General features: G+C 67.4%; 15 protein-coding genes. 7 read left to right on the forward strand and 8 right to left on the reverse strand.

The window, feature by feature from the left end; genetic code table 11:
* The first annotated feature begins 96 nt into the window (after positions 1-96).
* From AC57B8_RS14880 to AC57B8_RS14910, 7 genes are all read left to right on the forward strand, one after another.
* Positions 97-693: a hypothetical protein gene (locus AC57B8_RS14880; RefSeq protein ID WP_062481235.1), complete on the forward strand. Its 597-nt coding sequence runs from the start codon at positions 97-99 to the stop codon at positions 691-693.
* Positions 693-1,253, forward strand: a complete 561-nt coding sequence (locus tag AC57B8_RS14885) for a TlpA family protein disulfide reductase (RefSeq protein ID WP_062481237.1) — start codon at positions 693-695, stop codon at positions 1,251-1,253. The genes AC57B8_RS14880 and AC57B8_RS14885 overlap by 1 nt, the downstream gene beginning before the upstream one ends.
* Positions 1,254-1,354: 101 nt before the next feature.
* Positions 1,355-1,816 (forward strand): acetyl-CoA carboxylase biotin carboxyl carrier protein, encoded by a 462-nt coding sequence (accB, locus tag AC57B8_RS14890; protein WP_070060113.1) that lies wholly within the window; start codon positions 1,355-1,357, stop codon positions 1,814-1,816.
* A gap of 2 nt (positions 1,817-1,818) precedes the next feature.
* Positions 1,819-3,168, forward strand: a complete 1,350-nt coding sequence (gene accC, locus AC57B8_RS14895) for an acetyl-CoA carboxylase biotin carboxylase subunit (RefSeq protein WP_062480332.1) — start codon at positions 1,819-1,821, stop codon at positions 3,166-3,168.
* Positions 3,169-3,188: 20 nt separating this feature from the next.
* Positions 3,189-4,079: a 50S ribosomal protein L11 methyltransferase gene (prmA, locus tag AC57B8_RS14900; protein ID WP_062480334.1), complete on the forward strand. Its 891-nt coding sequence runs from the start codon at positions 3,189-3,191 to the stop codon at positions 4,077-4,079.
* Between the two features lie 82 nt (positions 4,080-4,161).
* A complete protein-coding gene (locus AC57B8_RS14905) occupies positions 4,162-5,550 on the forward strand; it encodes a zinc-ribbon and DUF3426 domain-containing protein (RefSeq protein WP_496480008.1) in 1,389 nt (462 codons plus the stop codon).
* A 58-nt stretch (positions 5,551-5,608) separates the two neighbouring features.
* The gene (locus AC57B8_RS14910; RefSeq protein ID WP_496480009.1) at positions 5,609-6,511 is read left to right on the forward strand and encodes a carbohydrate kinase family protein; all 903 of its coding nucleotides are present in this window, start codon (positions 5,609-5,611) and stop codon (positions 6,509-6,511) included.
* Positions 6,512-6,628: 117 nt separating this feature from the next.
* Here the strand turns inward: AC57B8_RS14910 and AC57B8_RS14915 are convergent, their stop codons facing one another.
* From AC57B8_RS14915 to AC57B8_RS14950, 8 genes are all read right to left on the reverse strand, one after another.
* Positions 6,629-7,189: a histone H1-like DNA-binding protein gene (locus AC57B8_RS14915; RefSeq protein WP_056575601.1), complete on the reverse strand. Its 561-nt coding sequence runs from the start codon at positions 7,187-7,189 to the stop codon at positions 6,629-6,631.
* Positions 7,190-7,388: 199 nt separating this feature from the next.
* The gene (locus tag AC57B8_RS14920; protein WP_496480010.1) at positions 7,389-8,579 is read right to left on the reverse strand and encodes a ribonucleotide-diphosphate reductase subunit beta; all 1,191 of its coding nucleotides are present in this window, start codon (positions 8,577-8,579) and stop codon (positions 7,389-7,391) included.
* Between the two features lie 212 nt (positions 8,580-8,791).
* Positions 8,792-11,704 (reverse strand): ribonucleoside-diphosphate reductase subunit alpha, encoded by a 2,913-nt coding sequence (locus AC57B8_RS14925; RefSeq protein WP_496480011.1) that lies wholly within the window; start codon positions 11,702-11,704, stop codon positions 8,792-8,794.
* A gap of 349 nt (positions 11,705-12,053) precedes the next feature.
* Positions 12,054-12,671, reverse strand: coding sequence for a 1,6-anhydro-N-acetylmuramyl-L-alanine amidase AmpD (ampD, locus tag AC57B8_RS14930; protein WP_496480012.1), 618 nt, complete (start codon positions 12,669-12,671; stop codon positions 12,054-12,056).
* Entirely contained in the window at positions 12,658-14,208 is a 1,551-nt protein-coding gene (locus AC57B8_RS14935) for a sigma-54-dependent transcriptional regulator (RefSeq protein ID WP_496480013.1), read from the reverse strand. The genes ampD and AC57B8_RS14935 overlap by 14 nt, the downstream gene beginning before the upstream one ends.
* A gap of 5 nt (positions 14,209-14,213) precedes the next feature.
* Positions 14,214-15,911: a two-component system sensor histidine kinase NtrB gene (locus tag AC57B8_RS14940; protein WP_354345679.1), complete on the reverse strand. Its 1,698-nt coding sequence runs from the start codon at positions 15,909-15,911 to the stop codon at positions 14,214-14,216.
* Positions 15,908-16,165 carry a PP0621 family protein gene (locus AC57B8_RS14945; RefSeq protein ID WP_159273889.1) on the reverse strand — a complete coding sequence of 86 codons (258 nt, stop codon included), beginning with the start codon at positions 16,163-16,165 and terminating at the stop codon, positions 15,908-15,910. Before AC57B8_RS14945 ends, AC57B8_RS14940 begins: the two co-directional genes overlap by 4 nt.
* Complete coding sequence (locus AC57B8_RS14950; RefSeq protein ID WP_056575582.1) at positions 16,162-16,974, reverse strand: cytochrome C assembly family protein; 813 nt, start codon at positions 16,972-16,974, stop codon at positions 16,162-16,164. Before AC57B8_RS14950 ends, AC57B8_RS14945 begins: the two co-directional genes overlap by 4 nt.
* Between the last annotated feature and the right edge of the window lie 81 nt (positions 16,975-17,055).

Genomic DNA, 17,055 nt, shown 5'->3' on the forward strand with positions numbered 1-17,055 from the left:
AATTCTAGGGAGGCGCTGCGGGTGCCCCGGCCGCTTCGCCCCGGGCGCCGTACTGATGTTCATGTGAGGGACGCTCGCAGCGGGCAAAATGCCCCGATGGACACGTCCAAGCGTGAGATCGCCGCCGTTGCCGCCCGACTCGTCGTCGAGGAGGGGCTCGAGTACGGCCCGGCCAAGCGCCGGGCACTGCGTGAACTCGGCCTCCCGACGCGCACCGCGCTGCCCAACAACGACGAGGTCGAGGCCGAGGTGCGCGACTACATCGCGGTCTTCTGCGCCGACACCCAGCCCCAGGAACTGCACGCGCTGCGCCTGCTCGCGCTCGAGTGGATGGAGCGCATGGCCGTGTTCCGGCCGCATGTGGGCGGCGCCGTCTGGCACGGTACGGCCACACGTTTGTCAGACATTTATATTCAATTGTTCTGCGATGATTCCAAGTCGGCCGAAATCGCCCTGATCGATCACCATGTGGACTACGAGCCGCGCATGGTGACCGGCTTCCATGGCGAGCAGGTCGAAGCCCTCAGCGTCCACGCGCCGAGCCGGGCGCTGGGCGAGGAAATCGGGGTCCACCTGCTGGTGTACGACCTCGACGACCTGCGCGGCGCCCTCAAGCCCGACGCCCAGGGGCGCGCGCCGCGCGGCGACCTGAACGCGCTGCGCCGACGCATTGAACAAGAAAAGGACCAGTAATGACTTCAACGCCCACACGACGCGGCATGCTGTATGCCGGCGTGGCGGCAGTCGCTGCCGCGGCCGGCATTGCCGGCGCCTGGTGGCGGGAGCGCAATGACAGCGGCGTCGCGGCCACCGGCGGCGAAAAGCTCGATGCCGCCATGTTCTGGGACCAGCGCTTCGAGCGCCCCGAGGGCGGCGAGCTGGCCCTGTCGAGCCTGCGCGGCAAGCCCGTGCTGCTCAACTTCTGGGCCACGTGGTGCCCGCCCTGTGTCGAAGAAATGCCGATGATCGACGCCTTTTTCCGCGAACACGGCGCCAACGGCTGGCAAGTGGTGGGATTGGCCATCGACCAACCCAGCGCCGTGCGCAAGTTCCTGCAGCGCACGCCGGTCACCTACCCGACCGCGCTGGCCGGGTTGCAGGGCATGGAACTGGTGAAGAATCTGGGCAACACCGGGGGCGGCCTGCCGTTCACCTTGGTGCTCCATGCCGACGGTTCGGTGCTGGCTCGTAAAATGGGCAAGCTTGAAACGACCGACCTGGACGCTTGGCGACGCCAACTTGTTCACGGTTAGAATTTAAATACACAAGCTGGCGTTAGACGCCAAACGCCGAAAATCGACGGTTTTCGGTCAAGTTCTTTCCTAAAGACCGGCAAAGCTGGCACTGGAGTCCCATGGATCTGCGCAAACTCAAGACACTGATCGATCTGGTGTCCGAATCGAATATTTCCGAACTGGAAATCACCGAGACCGAAGGCAAGGTCCGCATCGTCAAGGGTGGCGGTGCCGCCCCCGTGCAGTACGTGCAGACCCTGGCCGCCGCGCCCGCTGTTGCGGCGCCCGCCGTGGCCGGTGCTGCCGCTCCGGCCGCCGCGGCCCCCGCCGTCGAAGCCGCACCGAGCGGCCATGCCGTGAAGTCGCCGATGGTCGGTACCTTCTACCGTTCGTCCAGCCCGGGCGCCGCGGCTTTCGTCGAAGTCGGCAGCAAGGTGAACGAGGGCGACACGCTCTGCATCATCGAGGCAATGAAGATCCTCAACGAAATCGAGGCCGACAAGGCCGGCACGGTCACGCAGATCCTCGGCGAAAACGGCCAGGCGGTCGAATACGGCCAGCCGCTGTTCATCATCGAGTAAGCATGTTCAAGAAGATTCTGGTTGCAAACCGGGGGGAGATCGCCCTTCGGATCCAGCGCGCTTGCAGCGAAATGGGCATCAAGGCCGTGATGGTCTATTCCGAAGCCGATCGCGAAGCCAAGTACGTCAAGCTGGCGCAGGAAGCCGTGTGCATCGGCCCGGCGCCTTCGGGCCTGAGCTACCTCAACATGCCGGCCATCATCTCGGCCGCCGAGGTGACCGACGCCGAAGCCATCCACCCCGGCTATGGTTTCCTGAGCGAGAACGCCAATTTCGCCGAACGCGTGGAGCAAAGCGGCTTCCAGTTCATCGGCCCGACGCCCGACAACATCCGCACGATGGGTGACAAGGTCTCGGCCAAGCAGGCCATGATCAAGGCCGGCGTGCCCTGCGTGCCCGGCTCGGAAGGCGAACTCTCGGACGACGCCGCCACCAACAAGCGCATCGCCCGTGCGATCGGCTATCCGGTGATCATCAAGGCGGCAGGCGGCGGCGGTGGCCGCGGCATGCGCGTGGTGCACACCGAGGCCGCGCTGGTCAACGCGATCCAGATGACCAAGGCGGAAGCCGCCGCGGCCTTCAACAATCCGGCCGTGTACATGGAGAAGTTTCTCCAGAACCCGCGCCACATCGAAATCCAGATCCTCGCGGACAAGCACAAGAACGCGGTCTACCTGGGCGAGCGCGACTGCTCCATGCAGCGCCGCCACCAGAAGGTGATCGAGGAATCGCCGGCCCCCGGCATTCCGCGCAAGCTGATCGAGAAGATCGGCGAACGCTGCGCCACCGCCTGCAAGAAGATCGGCTACCGCGGCGCCGGCACCTTCGAGTTCCTGTACGAGAACGGCGAGTTCTACTTCATCGAGATGAACACGCGCGTGCAGGTGGAGCATCCGGTCACGGAGTTCACCACCGGCATCGACATCGTGAAGACGCAGATCATGGTCGCCGCCGGCGAGAAGCTGCCGTTCACGCAGCGCCAGATCGAGATGCGCGGCCACGCCATCGAGGTGCGCATCAACGCCGAAGACCCGTGGAAGTTCACGCCGTCGCCGGGCCGCATCACCATGTGGCACCCGCCGGGCGGCCCGGGCGTGCGCGTCGATTCGCACGTGTACACCAACTACTTCGTGCCCCCGAACTACGACTCGATGATCGGCAAGATCATCGTCTACGGCGACACCCGCGAACAGGCCATGGCGCGCATGCGCACGGCCCTGAACGAGACGGTGATCGAAGGCATCCAGACCAACATGCCGCTGCACCGCGAGCTGATGGTCGACGCCAAGTTCATGAGCGGCGGCACCAACATCCACTACCTGGAAGAGTGGCTCGCGGCGCACAAGCGCTGAGTCCACGCGCAACGCCCTGTATGTTTGAACTCCGCCTCATGGCGCCGGAAGACCGGGTCGAAATGCTCGGCGATGCGCTCGACGCTCTCGATGCGCTGAGCGTGTCGGTCGAAGACGCCGATGCGCAGACCGATGCCGAGCAGGCCCTGTTCGGCGAGCCCGGCATGCCGCCGCCCAAGGAGGGCTGGCAGCGTTCGCGCGTGATCGCGCTGTTCCCCGACGAAGCGGCCGCCCACGAGGCGGCCTCGGTGCTCGCGCTGCAGGACTTCTTCGAAGGCTGCGCGGTGCTCGGCGTGGCGCCGGTGCCTGACCAGGACTGGGTGCGGCTTACGCAATCGCAGTTCGCGCCGGTCGAGATCACGCCCGAATTCTGGATCGTGCCCACCTGGCACGAGCCGCCGGCGCAGGCCAAGCAGGTGATCCGGCTCGACCCGGGCCTGGCCTTCGGCACCGGCACGCACCCGACCACGCGCATGTGCCTGCGCTGGATCGCGACGCAAGGCGAGGGCGCTTTTGCCGACCAGCGCGTGCTCGATTACGGCTGCGGTTCCGGCATCCTGGCCATCGGCGCCGCCAAGTTCGGTGCGCGCAACATCGACGCCGTCGACATCGACGAAGCCGCGGTCTCCTCGACCCGGCTCAACGCCGAGGCCAACGGCGTGCAGCTGAACGCGGGCCTGCCCGAAGCAGCGAAGGGCGAGTACCAGACGGTGCTTGCCAACATCCTCGCGACGCCGCTCAAGGTGCTGGCGCCGCTGCTGCGCAGCCATGTGGCCGCCGGCGGCTCGCTGGTGCTGGCCGGCATCCTCGAGCGCCAGGCCGACGAGCTCAAGGCGGCCTATGCGCCGTACGCCGCGCTCGAAGTCAGCGACACCGAGGACGGCTGGATCCTCATGACCGCGCGCTGCTGAAGCGCGCGGCCGGGCGCTCGCACCGCGGGCGCCCCGGGCACCTGCCTGCGTGGCGAGGGCCCAACCCTACAATCGCCCGGTCATGAGCCTCGTCACGCGTTGCCCCGCCTGCACCACCACCTTCAAGGTGGTGCGCGACCAGCTTCGCATCTCGGACGGCTGGGTGCGCTGCGGTCGATGCAGCCATGTGTTCGATGCCACGCTCGACCTGCAGGAGGCGCCCGACGGTGCGGTGTCCGCGCCTGCCGCGCCGGCACCCGCACCCACGCCGGCAGCTTCGCCGATGTCGTCGATGGCTGCACTGGTGGCGTCTTTCGACGACGCGCGCCTCGACCTGGCGGCCGCACGGCCGGCGGTCGAGGAGGCCGACTTTCTCGACGACGAGTCCGAGCCGCAGGCGCCATCGCTTGCCCCGCAAGACGAAGCTGGGCTGTCGACCGCCGCCACCAATGTCGCGCCGGCTGCGTCCCCGCTGCCTTTCGAGCTGACGCTGCCCGCGCACGGCCTCGCCGCGGATGAGCCCTGGTCCGACCTCGACGCCACCGAGCCCGCATGGCGTCCGCCCGCGAGTTCGCTGCCACCGTTTCCGAACATCGACCTGAACCTCGGCGCGCCGCCTCCCGCATCGCCGCCGCCTGCGCCGCCTTTGCCCGACCTGCCGCGCAGCTCGGCGCTGCGCGGGCTGGTTGCAGCGACCGGCGAGAACGACGACGGCGCGGCCGCGGAGCGCGAGCAGGAAGAGAAGGACCACGACCAGCTCCTGATCCAGAAGGCGCTGCGCCGTGCGCGCGCCAAGTCGGCCAAGATCGCGAACGCCAAGGCCCGCGATGCGCAACACGAAGAGGCTGCCGCACCGCTGCCGGGTCCCGGCGTGCGGGCCGAAGGCGAGCCGGACTTCTCGCTCTCCGCGACCTTCGAGGCGCCTGAAGAGCATCCCTTCGCCGAAGAAGACGAGCCGACCGAAAAGGCTGTCGGCTTCTGGCAGCGCAAGGGCGTGCGTCGTCTGCTCGTGCTGCTGGCCGTGCTCGCGGCGTTGGCCCTCATCGTGCAGATCGTTCGCCACGAGCGCGACGGCATCGTGGCGCGCCAGCCGAACCTGCGGCCCGCGCTGTCGGCGCTGTGTCAGTACACCGGTTGCGAGCTCGCGGCGCTGCGCCAGATCGGCGACATCGTGATCGAGGGCGCGGCCTTCGCGCGCGAGAAGAGCGGCGGCAACGACTACCGTCTGAGCTTCACCTTGCGCAATGCGGCGACCGTGCCGCTCGCGATGCCGGCCATCGAGCTGTCGCTGCTCGACACGCAGGAACAAGCTGTCGTGCGGCGCGTGCTGACGCCCACCGACTACGGCGCGCCGGGCGTGCTGGCGGCGCGTGCCGACCGCGCGGCCTCGCTGCCACTGACCCTGTCGGCCAGCGAAGCGGCGGCACTGCCGCCGATCGCGGGCTACCGCGTCGAAGCTTTCTATCCCTGAGCGGAGCGCCGACACGCGCGCCGTTCGTTTCCTTTCTCATCCAACCTACGGTCCACCCATGGCAGCAGTGATTTGCGGTTCCCTCGCGTTCGACACCATCATGACTTTCGAAGGCCGGTTCGCCGACCAGATCCTGCCGGACCAGCTGCACATCCTGAATGTGTCGTTCCTGGTGCCGGGCCTGCGCCGTGACTTCGGCGGCTGCGCCGGCAACATCGCCTACAGCCTCAACGCCCTGGGCGGCACGGCGCTGCCGATGGCCACGCTGGGCAGCGACGGCGCCGACTACGCCGAGCGCATGCGCACGCTGGGCATCAGCACGGAGTTCGTGCGTCAGCTCGACGACACCTTCACCGCGCAGGCGATGATCATGAACGACACGGACAACAACCAGATCACGGCGTTCCATCCCGGCGCGATGCAGCAGGCGCACATCACGAAGGTGGTGCCGCGCGAGGACATCAAGCTCAGCATCATCGCGCCCGACGGCCGCGAGGCGATGCTGCAGCACGCCGAGCAGTTCGCCGCCGCCGGCATTCCCTTCGTGTTCGATCCGGGCCAGGGCCTGCCGATGTTCGACGGCGACGCGCTGCGCCACTTCATCGAGCTCGCGAGCTGGGTCGTCGTCAACGACTACGAAGGCAAGATGCTGTCGCAGCGCACCGGCTGGAGCCTGGCCGAGATCTCGCAGCGCGTGCGCGGCCTCGTGGTCACGCTGGCGGCCGAGGGCTGCGAGGTGTGGACCGGTGGCGAGCGCGAGCACGTGCCCGGCGTGACGCCCACGGCCGTGGTCGAGCCCACGGGCTGCGGCGATGCATGGCGCGGTGGCCTGCTGTACGGCCTGGAAAAGGAATGGCCGCTGGCGCGCTGCGCCGCGCTTGGCAACCGCATCGGTGCGCTCAAGATCGCGCAGCGCGGACCGCAGAACTACCAGATCGATCGCGCGACGCTCGACCTGTGATTCGCTGACGACCCGCCCACATCGCTTCGGCGATTCGGCGACAGCGGGCGCCCATGAAAAAAGCCCGGCACCTTGCGGTGCCGGGCTTCGTGCCTTTCAAGGCCGCTGAGAATTCACTCAGGGCTTGCTGGCCGTCGGAAACGGCCAGGCTGCCTGGGGATTCAGCGTCGTTTGCGCCGCAGGGGCAGGCGCTACGGCAGCCTTCGCAGGCGCGGCGGCCTTCTTGGCAGCAGGCTTCTTGGCAGCAGCGGCAGGCTTGGCAGCGGGCTTTTTCGCGGCTTTCTTGGCCGCGGCCTTCTTGGCAGGGGCCTTCTTGGCGGCAGCCTTCTTCGCAGGGGCCTTCTTGGCAGCAGCCTTCTTGGCAGGCGCCTTCTTCGCTACGGCCTTCTTGGCAGGCGCCTTCTTGGCGGCGGCCTTCTTTGCCGGAGCCTTCTTGGCAGCGGCCTTCTTCGCCGGTGCAGCCTTCTTCGCTACGACCTTCTTGGCTGCAACCTTCTTGGCCGCGACCTTCTTTGCCGGAGCCTTCTTCGCTACGACCTTCTTGGCGACAGCCTTCTTAGCCGGAGCCTTCTTGGCCGCGACCTTCTTGGCCGGAGCCTTCTTCGCGGCGACAGCCTTCTTAGCCGGAGCCTTCTTTGCAGCGGCCTTCTTGGCCGGCGCTTTCTTTGCAGTTGCCATTTCTATTTCTCCTTGATCAAGTTGAAAAAATCAACCTATTGAAGCACTCCACGCGCGTTGGGAGCGTGAAGCGATTCATGGCGTTGGAATCTGAGCCCCAGCACCATGAACACCTGAGCCCTCGTCCATGCCGCGCTCTTTGGCGCAGTCGGTGGCAAGGGCAATTCTTGAATTCATGAATTGTTGTGTATCGAAAAATTCAATCCCAGGAGAGCGCACCACCCGACTGGTACTCGATCACGCGGGTTTCGAAAAAGTTGCGCTCTTTCTTCAGGTCAATCATTTCGCTCATCCAGGGGAACGGGTTTTCCTCGTTCGGGAAGAGCGTTTCGAGGCCGATCTGCTGCGCGCGCCGGTTGGCGATGTAGCGCAGGTAGCCCTTGAACATGGAGGCGTTCATGCCGAGCACGCCACGCGGCATGGTGTCTTCGGCGTATTTGTATTCGAGCTCGACGGCCTTCATGAAGAGGTCCTTGATCTCGGCCCTGAACTCTGCGGTCCAGAGGCCAGGATTCTCGAGCTTGAGCTGGTTGATCAGGTCGATGCCGAAATTGCAGTGCATCGACTCGTCGCGCAGGATGTACTGGTACTGCTCGGCGGCGCCGGTCATCTTGTTCTGGCGGCCCAGCGCAAGGATCTGCGTGAAGCCGACGTAGAAGAAGAGGCCTTCCATCAGGCAGGCGAACACGATGAGCGACTTGAGCAGCGTCTGGTCGGTCTCGTGCGTGCCGGTCTTGAAGTTCGGATCGCTGATGGCGTCGATGAACGGGATCAGGAACTGGTCCTTCTCGCGGATCGACGGCACTTCGTTGTAGGCGTTGAAGATCTCGCTCTCGTCCAGGCCGAGCGACTCGACGATGTACTGGTACGCGTGCGTGTGGATCGCTTCTTCGAAGGCCTGGCGCAGCAGGAACTGGCGGCACTCGGGGGCCGTGATGTGGCGGTAGGTGCCCAGCACGATGTTGTTGGCGGCCAGCGAGTCGGCGGTCACGAAGAAGCCGAGGTTGCGCTTGACGATGCGGCGCTCGTCTTCGGTCAGGCCGTTCGGGTCTTTCCACAACGCGATGTCACGCGTCATGTTCACTTCCTGCGGCATCCAGTGGTTGGCGCAGGTGGCGAGGTACTTTTCCCAGGCCCACTTGTACTTGAACGGCACCAGTTGGTTGACGTCGGTCTGGCCGTTGATGATCCGCTTGTCGGAAGCCTTGACGCGCTGGCCTGCAGCGGCGGCCACCGGTGCGGTGGCAGTGGCGGGTTGTGCAAGCGACGAAGTCGGAGCGGCGACCGCGCGGCCAGCGGAAAGACCGCCGGTCGATGCGTGGTGCTGCTGCAATCCTTGTTGCATATCCTTTGGTAAGGAGGGCTTGACTTCTTCGTCCCAGGTCAACATAGAAAAATCCAATGCGCAATTATCGGAGCAACGATGTGAGTTGCAAAGTGCTCGTTCACATCGTGCGCCATTTATGGGGTTGTTATGTTGCTCGCATGCATCGCGCGACGTCAGTCAATGCCTTGATTGATTGAACGTCGCGCGCTTTTCACTTGTGCGAGCACCTCGCTGATCGATCGAAGCGTCTTGTGTGTTGACGCTTCACTTGCACATCACTGGCAGGCTTCGCAGGTCGGATCGTCGACACCGCAGAACGCGATGTCGGTGGCGGGCATCGCGCTCATCTGTGCCTTCGCTGCAGCAGCGGCGGCTTCGAGTGCGCTCATGCCCGAGGGTGCGTCGTTGCCCGACGACACCGCGTTGAGACGGCCCGATTGCACCGTCGACTTTTCAGCATGCGTCGCGCTCTGCGTGCGCAGGTAGTAGGTCGTCTTCAGGCCGCGCAGCCAGGCGAGCTTATAGGTGTCGTCGAGCTTCTTGCCCGAGGCGCCGGCCATGTAGATGTTCAGCGACTGCGCCTGGTCGATCCACTTCTGGCGACGCGCGGCGGCTTCCACCAGCCACGTCGTCTCGACTTCGAACGCGGTGGCGTACAGCGCCTTCACGTCCTGCGGCACGCGGTCGATGGGACGCAGCGAACCGTCGAAGTGCTTCAGGTCCATGACCATCACGTCGTCCCACAGGCCCAGGCGCTTCAGGTCGCGCACCAGGTAGTGGTTGATGACGGTGAATTCGCCCGACAGGTTCGACTTGACCGACAGGTTGCCGAAGCAGGGTTCGATCGAGGCGTCCACGCCGATGATGTTCGAGATGGTCGCCGTGGGGGCGATGGCCACGCAGTTCGAATTGCGCATGCCGTCGGCCTTGATCTTGGCGCGCAGCGAATCCCAGTCGAGGGTGGCCGAGCGGTCCACTTCGACGTAGCCGCCGCGGGCCTTCTCGAGCAGGTCGAGCGAGTCGATCGGCAGGATGCCCTTGTCCCACAGCGAGCCCTTGTAGCTGGAGTACTTGCCGCGTTCCTTGGCCAGCTCGGTCGAGGCCCAGTAGGCGTGGTAGCAGATGGCTTCCATCGACTCGTCGGCGAACTGCACGGCTTCCTGCGAGGCGTAGGGAATGCGCAGTTCGTACAGCGCGTCCTGGAAGCCCATCAGGCCCAGGCCGACCGGACGGTGGCGCAGGTTCGAGTCGCGCGCCTTCTTCACGGCGTAGTAGTTGATGTCGATCACGTTGTCGAGCATGCGCATCGCGGTCGAGATGGTGCGCTTGAGCTTGTCCTGGTCGACCTTGCCGTCCTTCAGGTGCTGCAGCAGGTTCACGGAACCCAGGTTGCACACGGCGGTTTCGGTGTCGCTGGTGTTCAGCGTGATCTCGGTGCACAGGTTCGACGAGTGCACGACGCCGGCGTGCTGCTGCGGCGAGCGCACGTTGCAGGCGTCCTTGAACGTGATCCAGGGGTGGCCGGTCTCGAACAGCATCGTGAGCATCTTGCGCCACAGGTCCGAGGCCTGGATGGTGCGCGCGGGCTTGATCTCGCCGCGGGCGGCCTTTTCTTCGTAGGCGACGTAGGCCTTCTCGAAGTCGGCGCCGAACAGGTCGTGCAGGTCAGGCACGTTGGAGGGCGAGAACAGCGTCCAGGTGCCCTTTTCCATCACGCGGCGCATGAACAGGTCGGGGATCCAGTTGGCGGTGTTCATGTCGTGCGTGCGGCGGCGGTCGTCGCCGGTGTTCTTGCGCAGCTCCAGGAATTCCTCGATGTCGAGGTGCCAGGTTTCCAGGTACGTGCAGACGGCGCCCTTGCGCTTGCCGCCCTGGTTCACGGCCACGGCCGTGTCGTTCACCACCTTCAGGAACGGCACCACGCCCTGCGATTCGCCGTTGGTGCCCTTGATGTGGCTGCCCAGTGCGCGCACACGGGTCCAGTCGTTGCCCAGGCCGCCGGCGAACTTCGACAGCAGCGCGTTTTCCTTGATCGACTCGTAGATGCCGTCCAGGTCGTCGGGCACGGTGGTCAGGTAGCAGCTCGAGAGTTGCGAGCGCAGCGTGCCGGCGTTGAACAGGGTGGGCGTGCTCGACATGAAGTCGAACGACGACAGCACTTCGTAGAACTCGATGGCGCGGGCTTCGCGGTCGATTTCATTCAGCGACAGGCCCATGGCCACGCGCATGAAGAACGCCTGCGGCAGCTCGATGCGGGTCTTGCGCACGTGCAGGAAGTAGCGGTCGTACAGGGTCTGCAGGCCCAGGTAGTCGAACTGGTTGTCGCGCTCGGCCTTCAGGGCGGCGCCCAGGCGGGGCAGGTCGTACTGCAGCAGCTTCTCGTCGAGCAGCTCGTTCTCGACGCCCTTCTTGATGAACTGCGGGAAGTAGTCGGCGTAGGCGGTGGCGCGCTCGACCGGCATCACTTCGCGGCCGATGATTTCCTTGAAGATCGTGTGCAGCAGCAGGCGCGCGGTGGCGAAGGTGTAGTCGGGGTCCTTCTCGATCAGCGTGCGGGCAGCCAGGATGGAGGCCTTGTAGACCTCGTCCAGCGGCACGCCGTCGTACAGGTTGCGCATCGTCTCGGCGACGATGGGGGCGGCGGTGATGCTGTCGCCCAGGCCCTGGCAGGCCGATTCGATCAGGCCCTTGAGCTCGTTCAGGTCCAGCGCCACGCGCTCGCCGTTGTCGAGCACGTGCAGCGCCGGTGCGGCGGGCACGTCCTGCTCGCCTTGCTTCGAACGCTCCTGCGTGCGGCGTTCGCGGTACAGCACGTAGGCGCGCGCGATTTCATGGTGGCCGCCGCGCATCAGGCCGAGCTCGACCTGGTCCTGCACGTCTTCGATGTGGAAGGTGCCGCCGCCCGGACGCGAGCGCACCATGGCGCGGATCACGCCTTGCGTCAGCGTGTCGACGGTCTCGCGCACGCTGGCGGAAGCCGCGCCCTGGGTGCCGTGCACCGCCAGGAAGGCCTTCATCATCGCGATGGCGATCTTGTTCGGCTCGAAGGGAACGACGGCGCCGTTGCGGCGGATGATCTGGTAGTGCGCGAGGTTCTGACCGGTGGGCGAGCCCGCAGTGTCTTGTTGCTGCTGCGGCGTCGCGGGGACGGCGCGGGGGGTCGACGGGGTGTTCAGTGCAGTTTGCATTCGCTTCCTCTCGGTTGTGCAATTCTTGTTGGTTGGCAAGGCCTCGCGGGCCTTGCGTCGGCGTTGTTGCCGAACGGGAAGACACTATATCTAGGGTGTCTGTGCCCTACAAGCCACTACAGGTAGTGTTTTCCTATGGACGCAACCCTTACAGGAATTGCGCCGCATCCAGCGCATCGCCAGCGATGCCGCGTGAATACTGGCCCATGGTGGCGCAACCCGCACGGGGCGCGGCTTGCAAGGCGATTTGGGCCTGCAGGCCGCATGGTTGCTACGTCGCGTGCCTGCGCTTGCGAGATTGCTGCGCTGCGAGAGCGGCGCATCGCGGGCCACGGAGCGATTGAAAAAATTAGCGCGCGACCACCTGCTCGGGAAACATCTGTGGATTCCAGCCGAGCTGTTCGCGCAGCAGGCGCCAGTCGAAACCGGCGCCGGGGTCCTGCTTGCGACCGGGCGCGATGTGCTCGTGGCCGGCGATGTGGGCGATGGCGTAGTGCTGCGCGAGCGCGGCGCAGAGGCTGGCCAGCGTCTCGTACTGCGCCTCCTCGAAGCGCTCGCCCTCGAGGCCTTCGAGCTCGATGCCGACGGAGTCGTCGTTGCAGTTGGTGCGTCCGCGCCACGACGACACGCCGGCATGCCAGGCGCGGTCCTCGCAGCTCACGAACTGCCAGAGCTCGCCGTTGCGCCGCACATAGAAATGCGACGACACCTCGAGCCCGCGGATCGACTGGAAGTACGGGTGCGCGTCCCAGTCGAGCCGGTTGGTGAAGAGCTGCTGCACCGCGTCGCTGCCGTATTCGCCCGGTGGCAGGCTGATGGAGTGCAGCACGATCAGGTCGGTCTGCGCGCCGACGGGGCGGGGGCCGAAGTTGGGCGAGGGCAGGGCCTTGGCGAAGCGATACCAGCCGGCGCGCCAGAGTCCGTCGTCGCCGGCCGGTGGGGTGGCGAGGTCGTCAGTCGTCGGCATGCGCGGTGGCACCGTCGTCGCCGTTGGGCGTGGAGATGCCCAGGCGCGCGATGCGGTAGCGGATCTGGCGCAGGCTCATGCCCAGCCGCGCGGCGGCGGCCGTGCGGTTGAAGCCGCTTTCGTGCAGCGCGCGCACGAGGATCTCGCGCTCCTGCTGGTCGAGCCAGGCTTGCAGATCGGAGGGCAGCGGCGGCGGTGCGGGCTTGGGCTCGACCGCCGGCGCGGGGGGCGCAGCCACCGCAACGGCGGCTGGCGCTTCAGCGGATTCGCTGCGCAGCGTGGCCGGCATCGGCGTCATCGCACCCATCAGGTCGATGTGCAGCTCGTCGCCGTCGTTCAGCGCGACGGCGCGGTGCAGCAGGTTCTCGAGCTCGCGCACGTTGCCGTCCAGCGGGTGCTGGGCCAGGCGCTGCAGCAGCGCGTCGGACAGGCGCGGCACGGGCAGGCCGCCGTCCTGGGCGATGCGCGCGAGCAGCGCGGTGCACAGCGCGGGCAGGTCTTCGCGGCGCTCGCGCAGCGCGGGCACGGCGATCTCGATCACGTTGAGGCGGTAGAACAGGTCCTGCCGGAAGCGGCCGGCCAGCACCTCGGCGTGCAGGTCTTTATGGGTGGCGCTCACGATGCGCACGTCGACCGCGTCTTCCTGCGTCGAGCCGATGGCGCGCACGCTGCGCTCTTGAATGGCGCGCAGCAGCTTCGACTGCATGGCCAGCGGCAGGTCGCCGATTTCGTCCAGGAACAGCGTGCCGTCGCGCGCCGCCTGGAAGTAGCCGTCGCGGTCTTGCGACGAGCCCGTGTACGAGCCCTTCTTGGCGCCGAAGAACTCGGCTTCGAGCAGGTTCTCGGGAATCGCGCCGCAGTTCACCGCGACGAAGGGACCTTCGCTGCGCTGGCTGCAGCCGTGCACGGCGCGCGCGACCAGCTCCTTGCCGGTGCCCGATTCGCCGCGCACCAGCACCGGTGCCATGCCGCGCGCCACCTTGGCGATGCGCGACTTGACGAGGCGCATCGGGTCGGAGTCGCCGACCAGCCGGTCGAGCGCGGTGGCGCCGCTGCGCGTCACGGCCAGCACATCGGGACGCTCGCCGCCCTGGCCGGCGGCCTGCGGCGGCGCTTTCTGCGGAACGACCACCGCCGCGCGGTTGGCCTGCACCGCCGACGCCACCACGGCGCGGAACTGCTTCAGGTCGACCGGCTTCGTGAGGTAGTCGAAGGCGCCGGCCTTCAGCGCTTCGACCGCGTTCTCGGCGGAGCCGTAGGCGGTCATGACCACGCAGCGCTCGCTGCGCTGGTCTTTCTGGATGCGGTGGATGATCTCCATGCCTTCGCCGTCGGGCAGCCGCATGTCGGTGATCACGGCGTCGAAGCGGCCGGCCTCCAGGTGCTGCCAGGCTTCGGACACGCTGCCCGCGGCTTCCACCCGGTAGCCTTCACGCAGCAGCGTGAGTTCGTAGAGCGTGCGCAGGTCGGGTTCGTCGTCGATGACGAGGATCTGCGCGGGGCGCGGGGCGGCGGCGGAAGGCGGGAGGGAGCTCACGGCCGCTATTGTGTCAGCCGGTTTTCGCTCGGTGCGAAGCTGACGAAGAATTCATTGCCCTCGGGGCCGCCCGGCACCAGCGCGCGCCGTTCATAGCCGATGGTGGCGCCGTGGCGCCGGCACAGCTCGCGGCACAGGAACAGGCCCAGGCCGCTGGAGCGGCTCTCGGACGAGAAGAAGGGTTCGAACAGGTGGCGCTGCACCGCCGGCTCCAGCGGCGCGCCGTCGCTCCACACCAGCAACGCGGCGCGCTGCACGCCGGCGCGCTGCACCGTGGTGATGACCTGGATCGCGCCGTCGCGCTGGCTGGCGTAGCGCGCGGCGTTGTCCAGCAGGTTCACCAGCAGGCGGCGCAGGTGCTCGGCCTCGAAGCGCACCTCGCTGCCCTGCGCGTCGAGCGCCACGCGCACGCCCTTGCGCTGGGTCTGGCGTATCCATTCCTCGGCCAGGATCTGCGCCGCCGGGTCGAGCACCAGCTGTTCGCCCAGCGAGAGCACGCGCTGCTGGCGCGCGCGCGAGACGTCGAGCACGTCGTCCACGATGCGCGCCAGGCGCTGCGCGTTGTGCTGCACCATGTCGGTCAGCTTGCGGTGCGCGGGGTCGGTCAGGTCTTCGCTGAGCAGCGCGCTGGCCTGCGCGATGGCGGCCAGCGGGTTGCGGATTTCATGCGCCACCGCAGCCGACATGCGGCCCATCGCGGCGAGCTTTTCGGTGCGGATGCGGGCTTCGAGCTCGCGCAGGTCCTGCAGGAACATCACGCACAGGCTGTCGGCGCGCCGGTCGTCGGTGGGCGTGAGCCGGGTGCGCACGCGCACCTCGCGCGCCGCGCCGCGCGCCTGCGCCACCGGGATCTCTTCGGTCTGCGGCGCGCGGCGCGCGAAGGTCTGGCGCGCCAGCGCGGCCAGCGCATGCCAGGCCGGTTGGGTGTGCAGCGGGAACGGCAGTGGCAGCTGCGCCAGGCCCTGGCCGAGGATCGCGTCGGCCGCCGGGTTGGCTGCGTGCACCAGGCCGTCGGTGTCGATCACCAGCACGCCTTCGCTGAGGGTTTCGATCACCAGGTCGTTGACCTGCGCCTGCATCTGCGCATGGCTGCGGCTGCGCTGCGCCACCGCTTCTTCGCGCGCCAGCCGGCGCGCGAGTTCGTGCGCGAGCAGCGCCACCACGAACAGGCCGGTGCCGGTGAGGGCGGCCTGCACGAAGCGCGCCGAAGGATCGCCGGGTTGCTGCAGCCAGTGCCAGCCGGCGTCGGCCAGCAGCAGCAGCGTCACGGTGGCCGTGGTGCCCAGGCCCACGAGCAGCGTGCCGAGCACCGCGCTCATCAGCACCGGCAGCGCGAACAGCGGCGTGTAGTTGACGCTGCCGCCCTGCAGCACCTGCAAGGCGCTGAAGATGCCCAGGTCGACCCCGATGGTCAGCAGCCAGAGCGTGGAGAAGCCGCGGATCGGTGGTTCGAAGTGCGCGTAGCGCATCTCCAGCCAGGCCAGCACGAGGTAGCCGCCCGACAGCACGATCGGCAGCGGCTGCACGGCCTGCCCGATGGCGAAGGCCACGCCCTGCAGCAGCACCAGCACCAGCGCCACGAAGCAGCGCGCCGCCATGAAGCCGCGCCACAGCCGCAGCAGCGCGGTGCTGTCGCCGGCGCCCAGGTCGAGCACGTCCCAGTCGGTGGCCGGCTCGCCGCGCGACCGGCGCAACGAACTCATGCGGCGGTGCCGGCCTGGCGGTGCGCGGCGCTGCAGAACACCGCGCCGTCCGGCCCGGGGAGTGCGTCGGCCGCGGGCAGGTGCAGTCCGCAATGGGCGCAGCGCACCATCGCCTGCGGCGGGCCGACGGCCGGCGTGCGCTGTTGTGCCTTTTTGGCGCGTTCCTGTTGTGCGTCGCGCATCTCTTCGCGCCGGTTCTTGCGCCAGAGCCAGATCGCGACCCACACCACCGCGAGGACGAGCAGGTACTTCATGCGGGCAGGCGCGTCAGCACGACTTCGAGCACGAAGCGCGAACCCACGTAGGCCAGCAGCAGCAGCGCCGCGCCCGCGTACAGCACGCGCCGCGCGGTACGTCCGCGCCAGCCGAAGCGCGCGCGGCCAGTCAGCAGGACGGCGAAGCTGAGCCAGGCGAGCACCGAGAAGATGGTCTTGTGGTCCCACTTCCAGGCGCGGCCGGCGGCGCCGTAGAGCTGTTCGCTGAACAGCAGGCCGGCCAGCAGCGTGGCCGACAGCAGCACGAAGCCCGCCGTGACGAAGCGGAAGGTGAGCCGTTCCAGCGTGAGCAGCGGCACGCCGGCCTGTGCATCGGCACTGGCCAGGCGGATCTGCTTTTCGGCCCGCGTGATCAGCCAGGCGTGCACCACGGCGGCGCCGAACAGGCCGTACGAGGCGATGCCCAGCGCCAGGTGCAGCGGCAGCCAGGGCGAGGCGCTGACATGCAGCGGCGTGCCCGGGAACAGCAGCGCCAGCAGCACGGCGGCCGCGCCCAGCCAGGCCAGCGCACGGCGTGCCTTCAGTTGCGGGTACAGGCGGCTTTCGACCGCGTAGACCGTGAGCACCAGCCACGCCGTGACCGACAGCGCCGGCGCAAAACCGAAGCGAGGGTCGCCGCCGATCAGCCCGTGGCCGAGCACCGCAGCGTGCAGCAGCCATGCGATGCCGAGCGCCCATTGGGTGGTCTGGCGGCTGAGCCGCGCACCGGCGGCAGCGGCAAAACCGTAGGCTGCCGCGGTGGCGATGCCCAGCGCCACGCCGAGTGGGGAGGGGATCGCTAAAATCATCGGTGGAGTGTATAGGCTCGCCCCCCGGCTTCGCGCACGTCGCGTCGCTTCGCCCACCCCCGCCGGGGGCACCCCCCGCGA

The sequence above is a fragment of the Variovorax sp. BGA-UO-ETr-C22 genome (assembly GCF_059567965.1).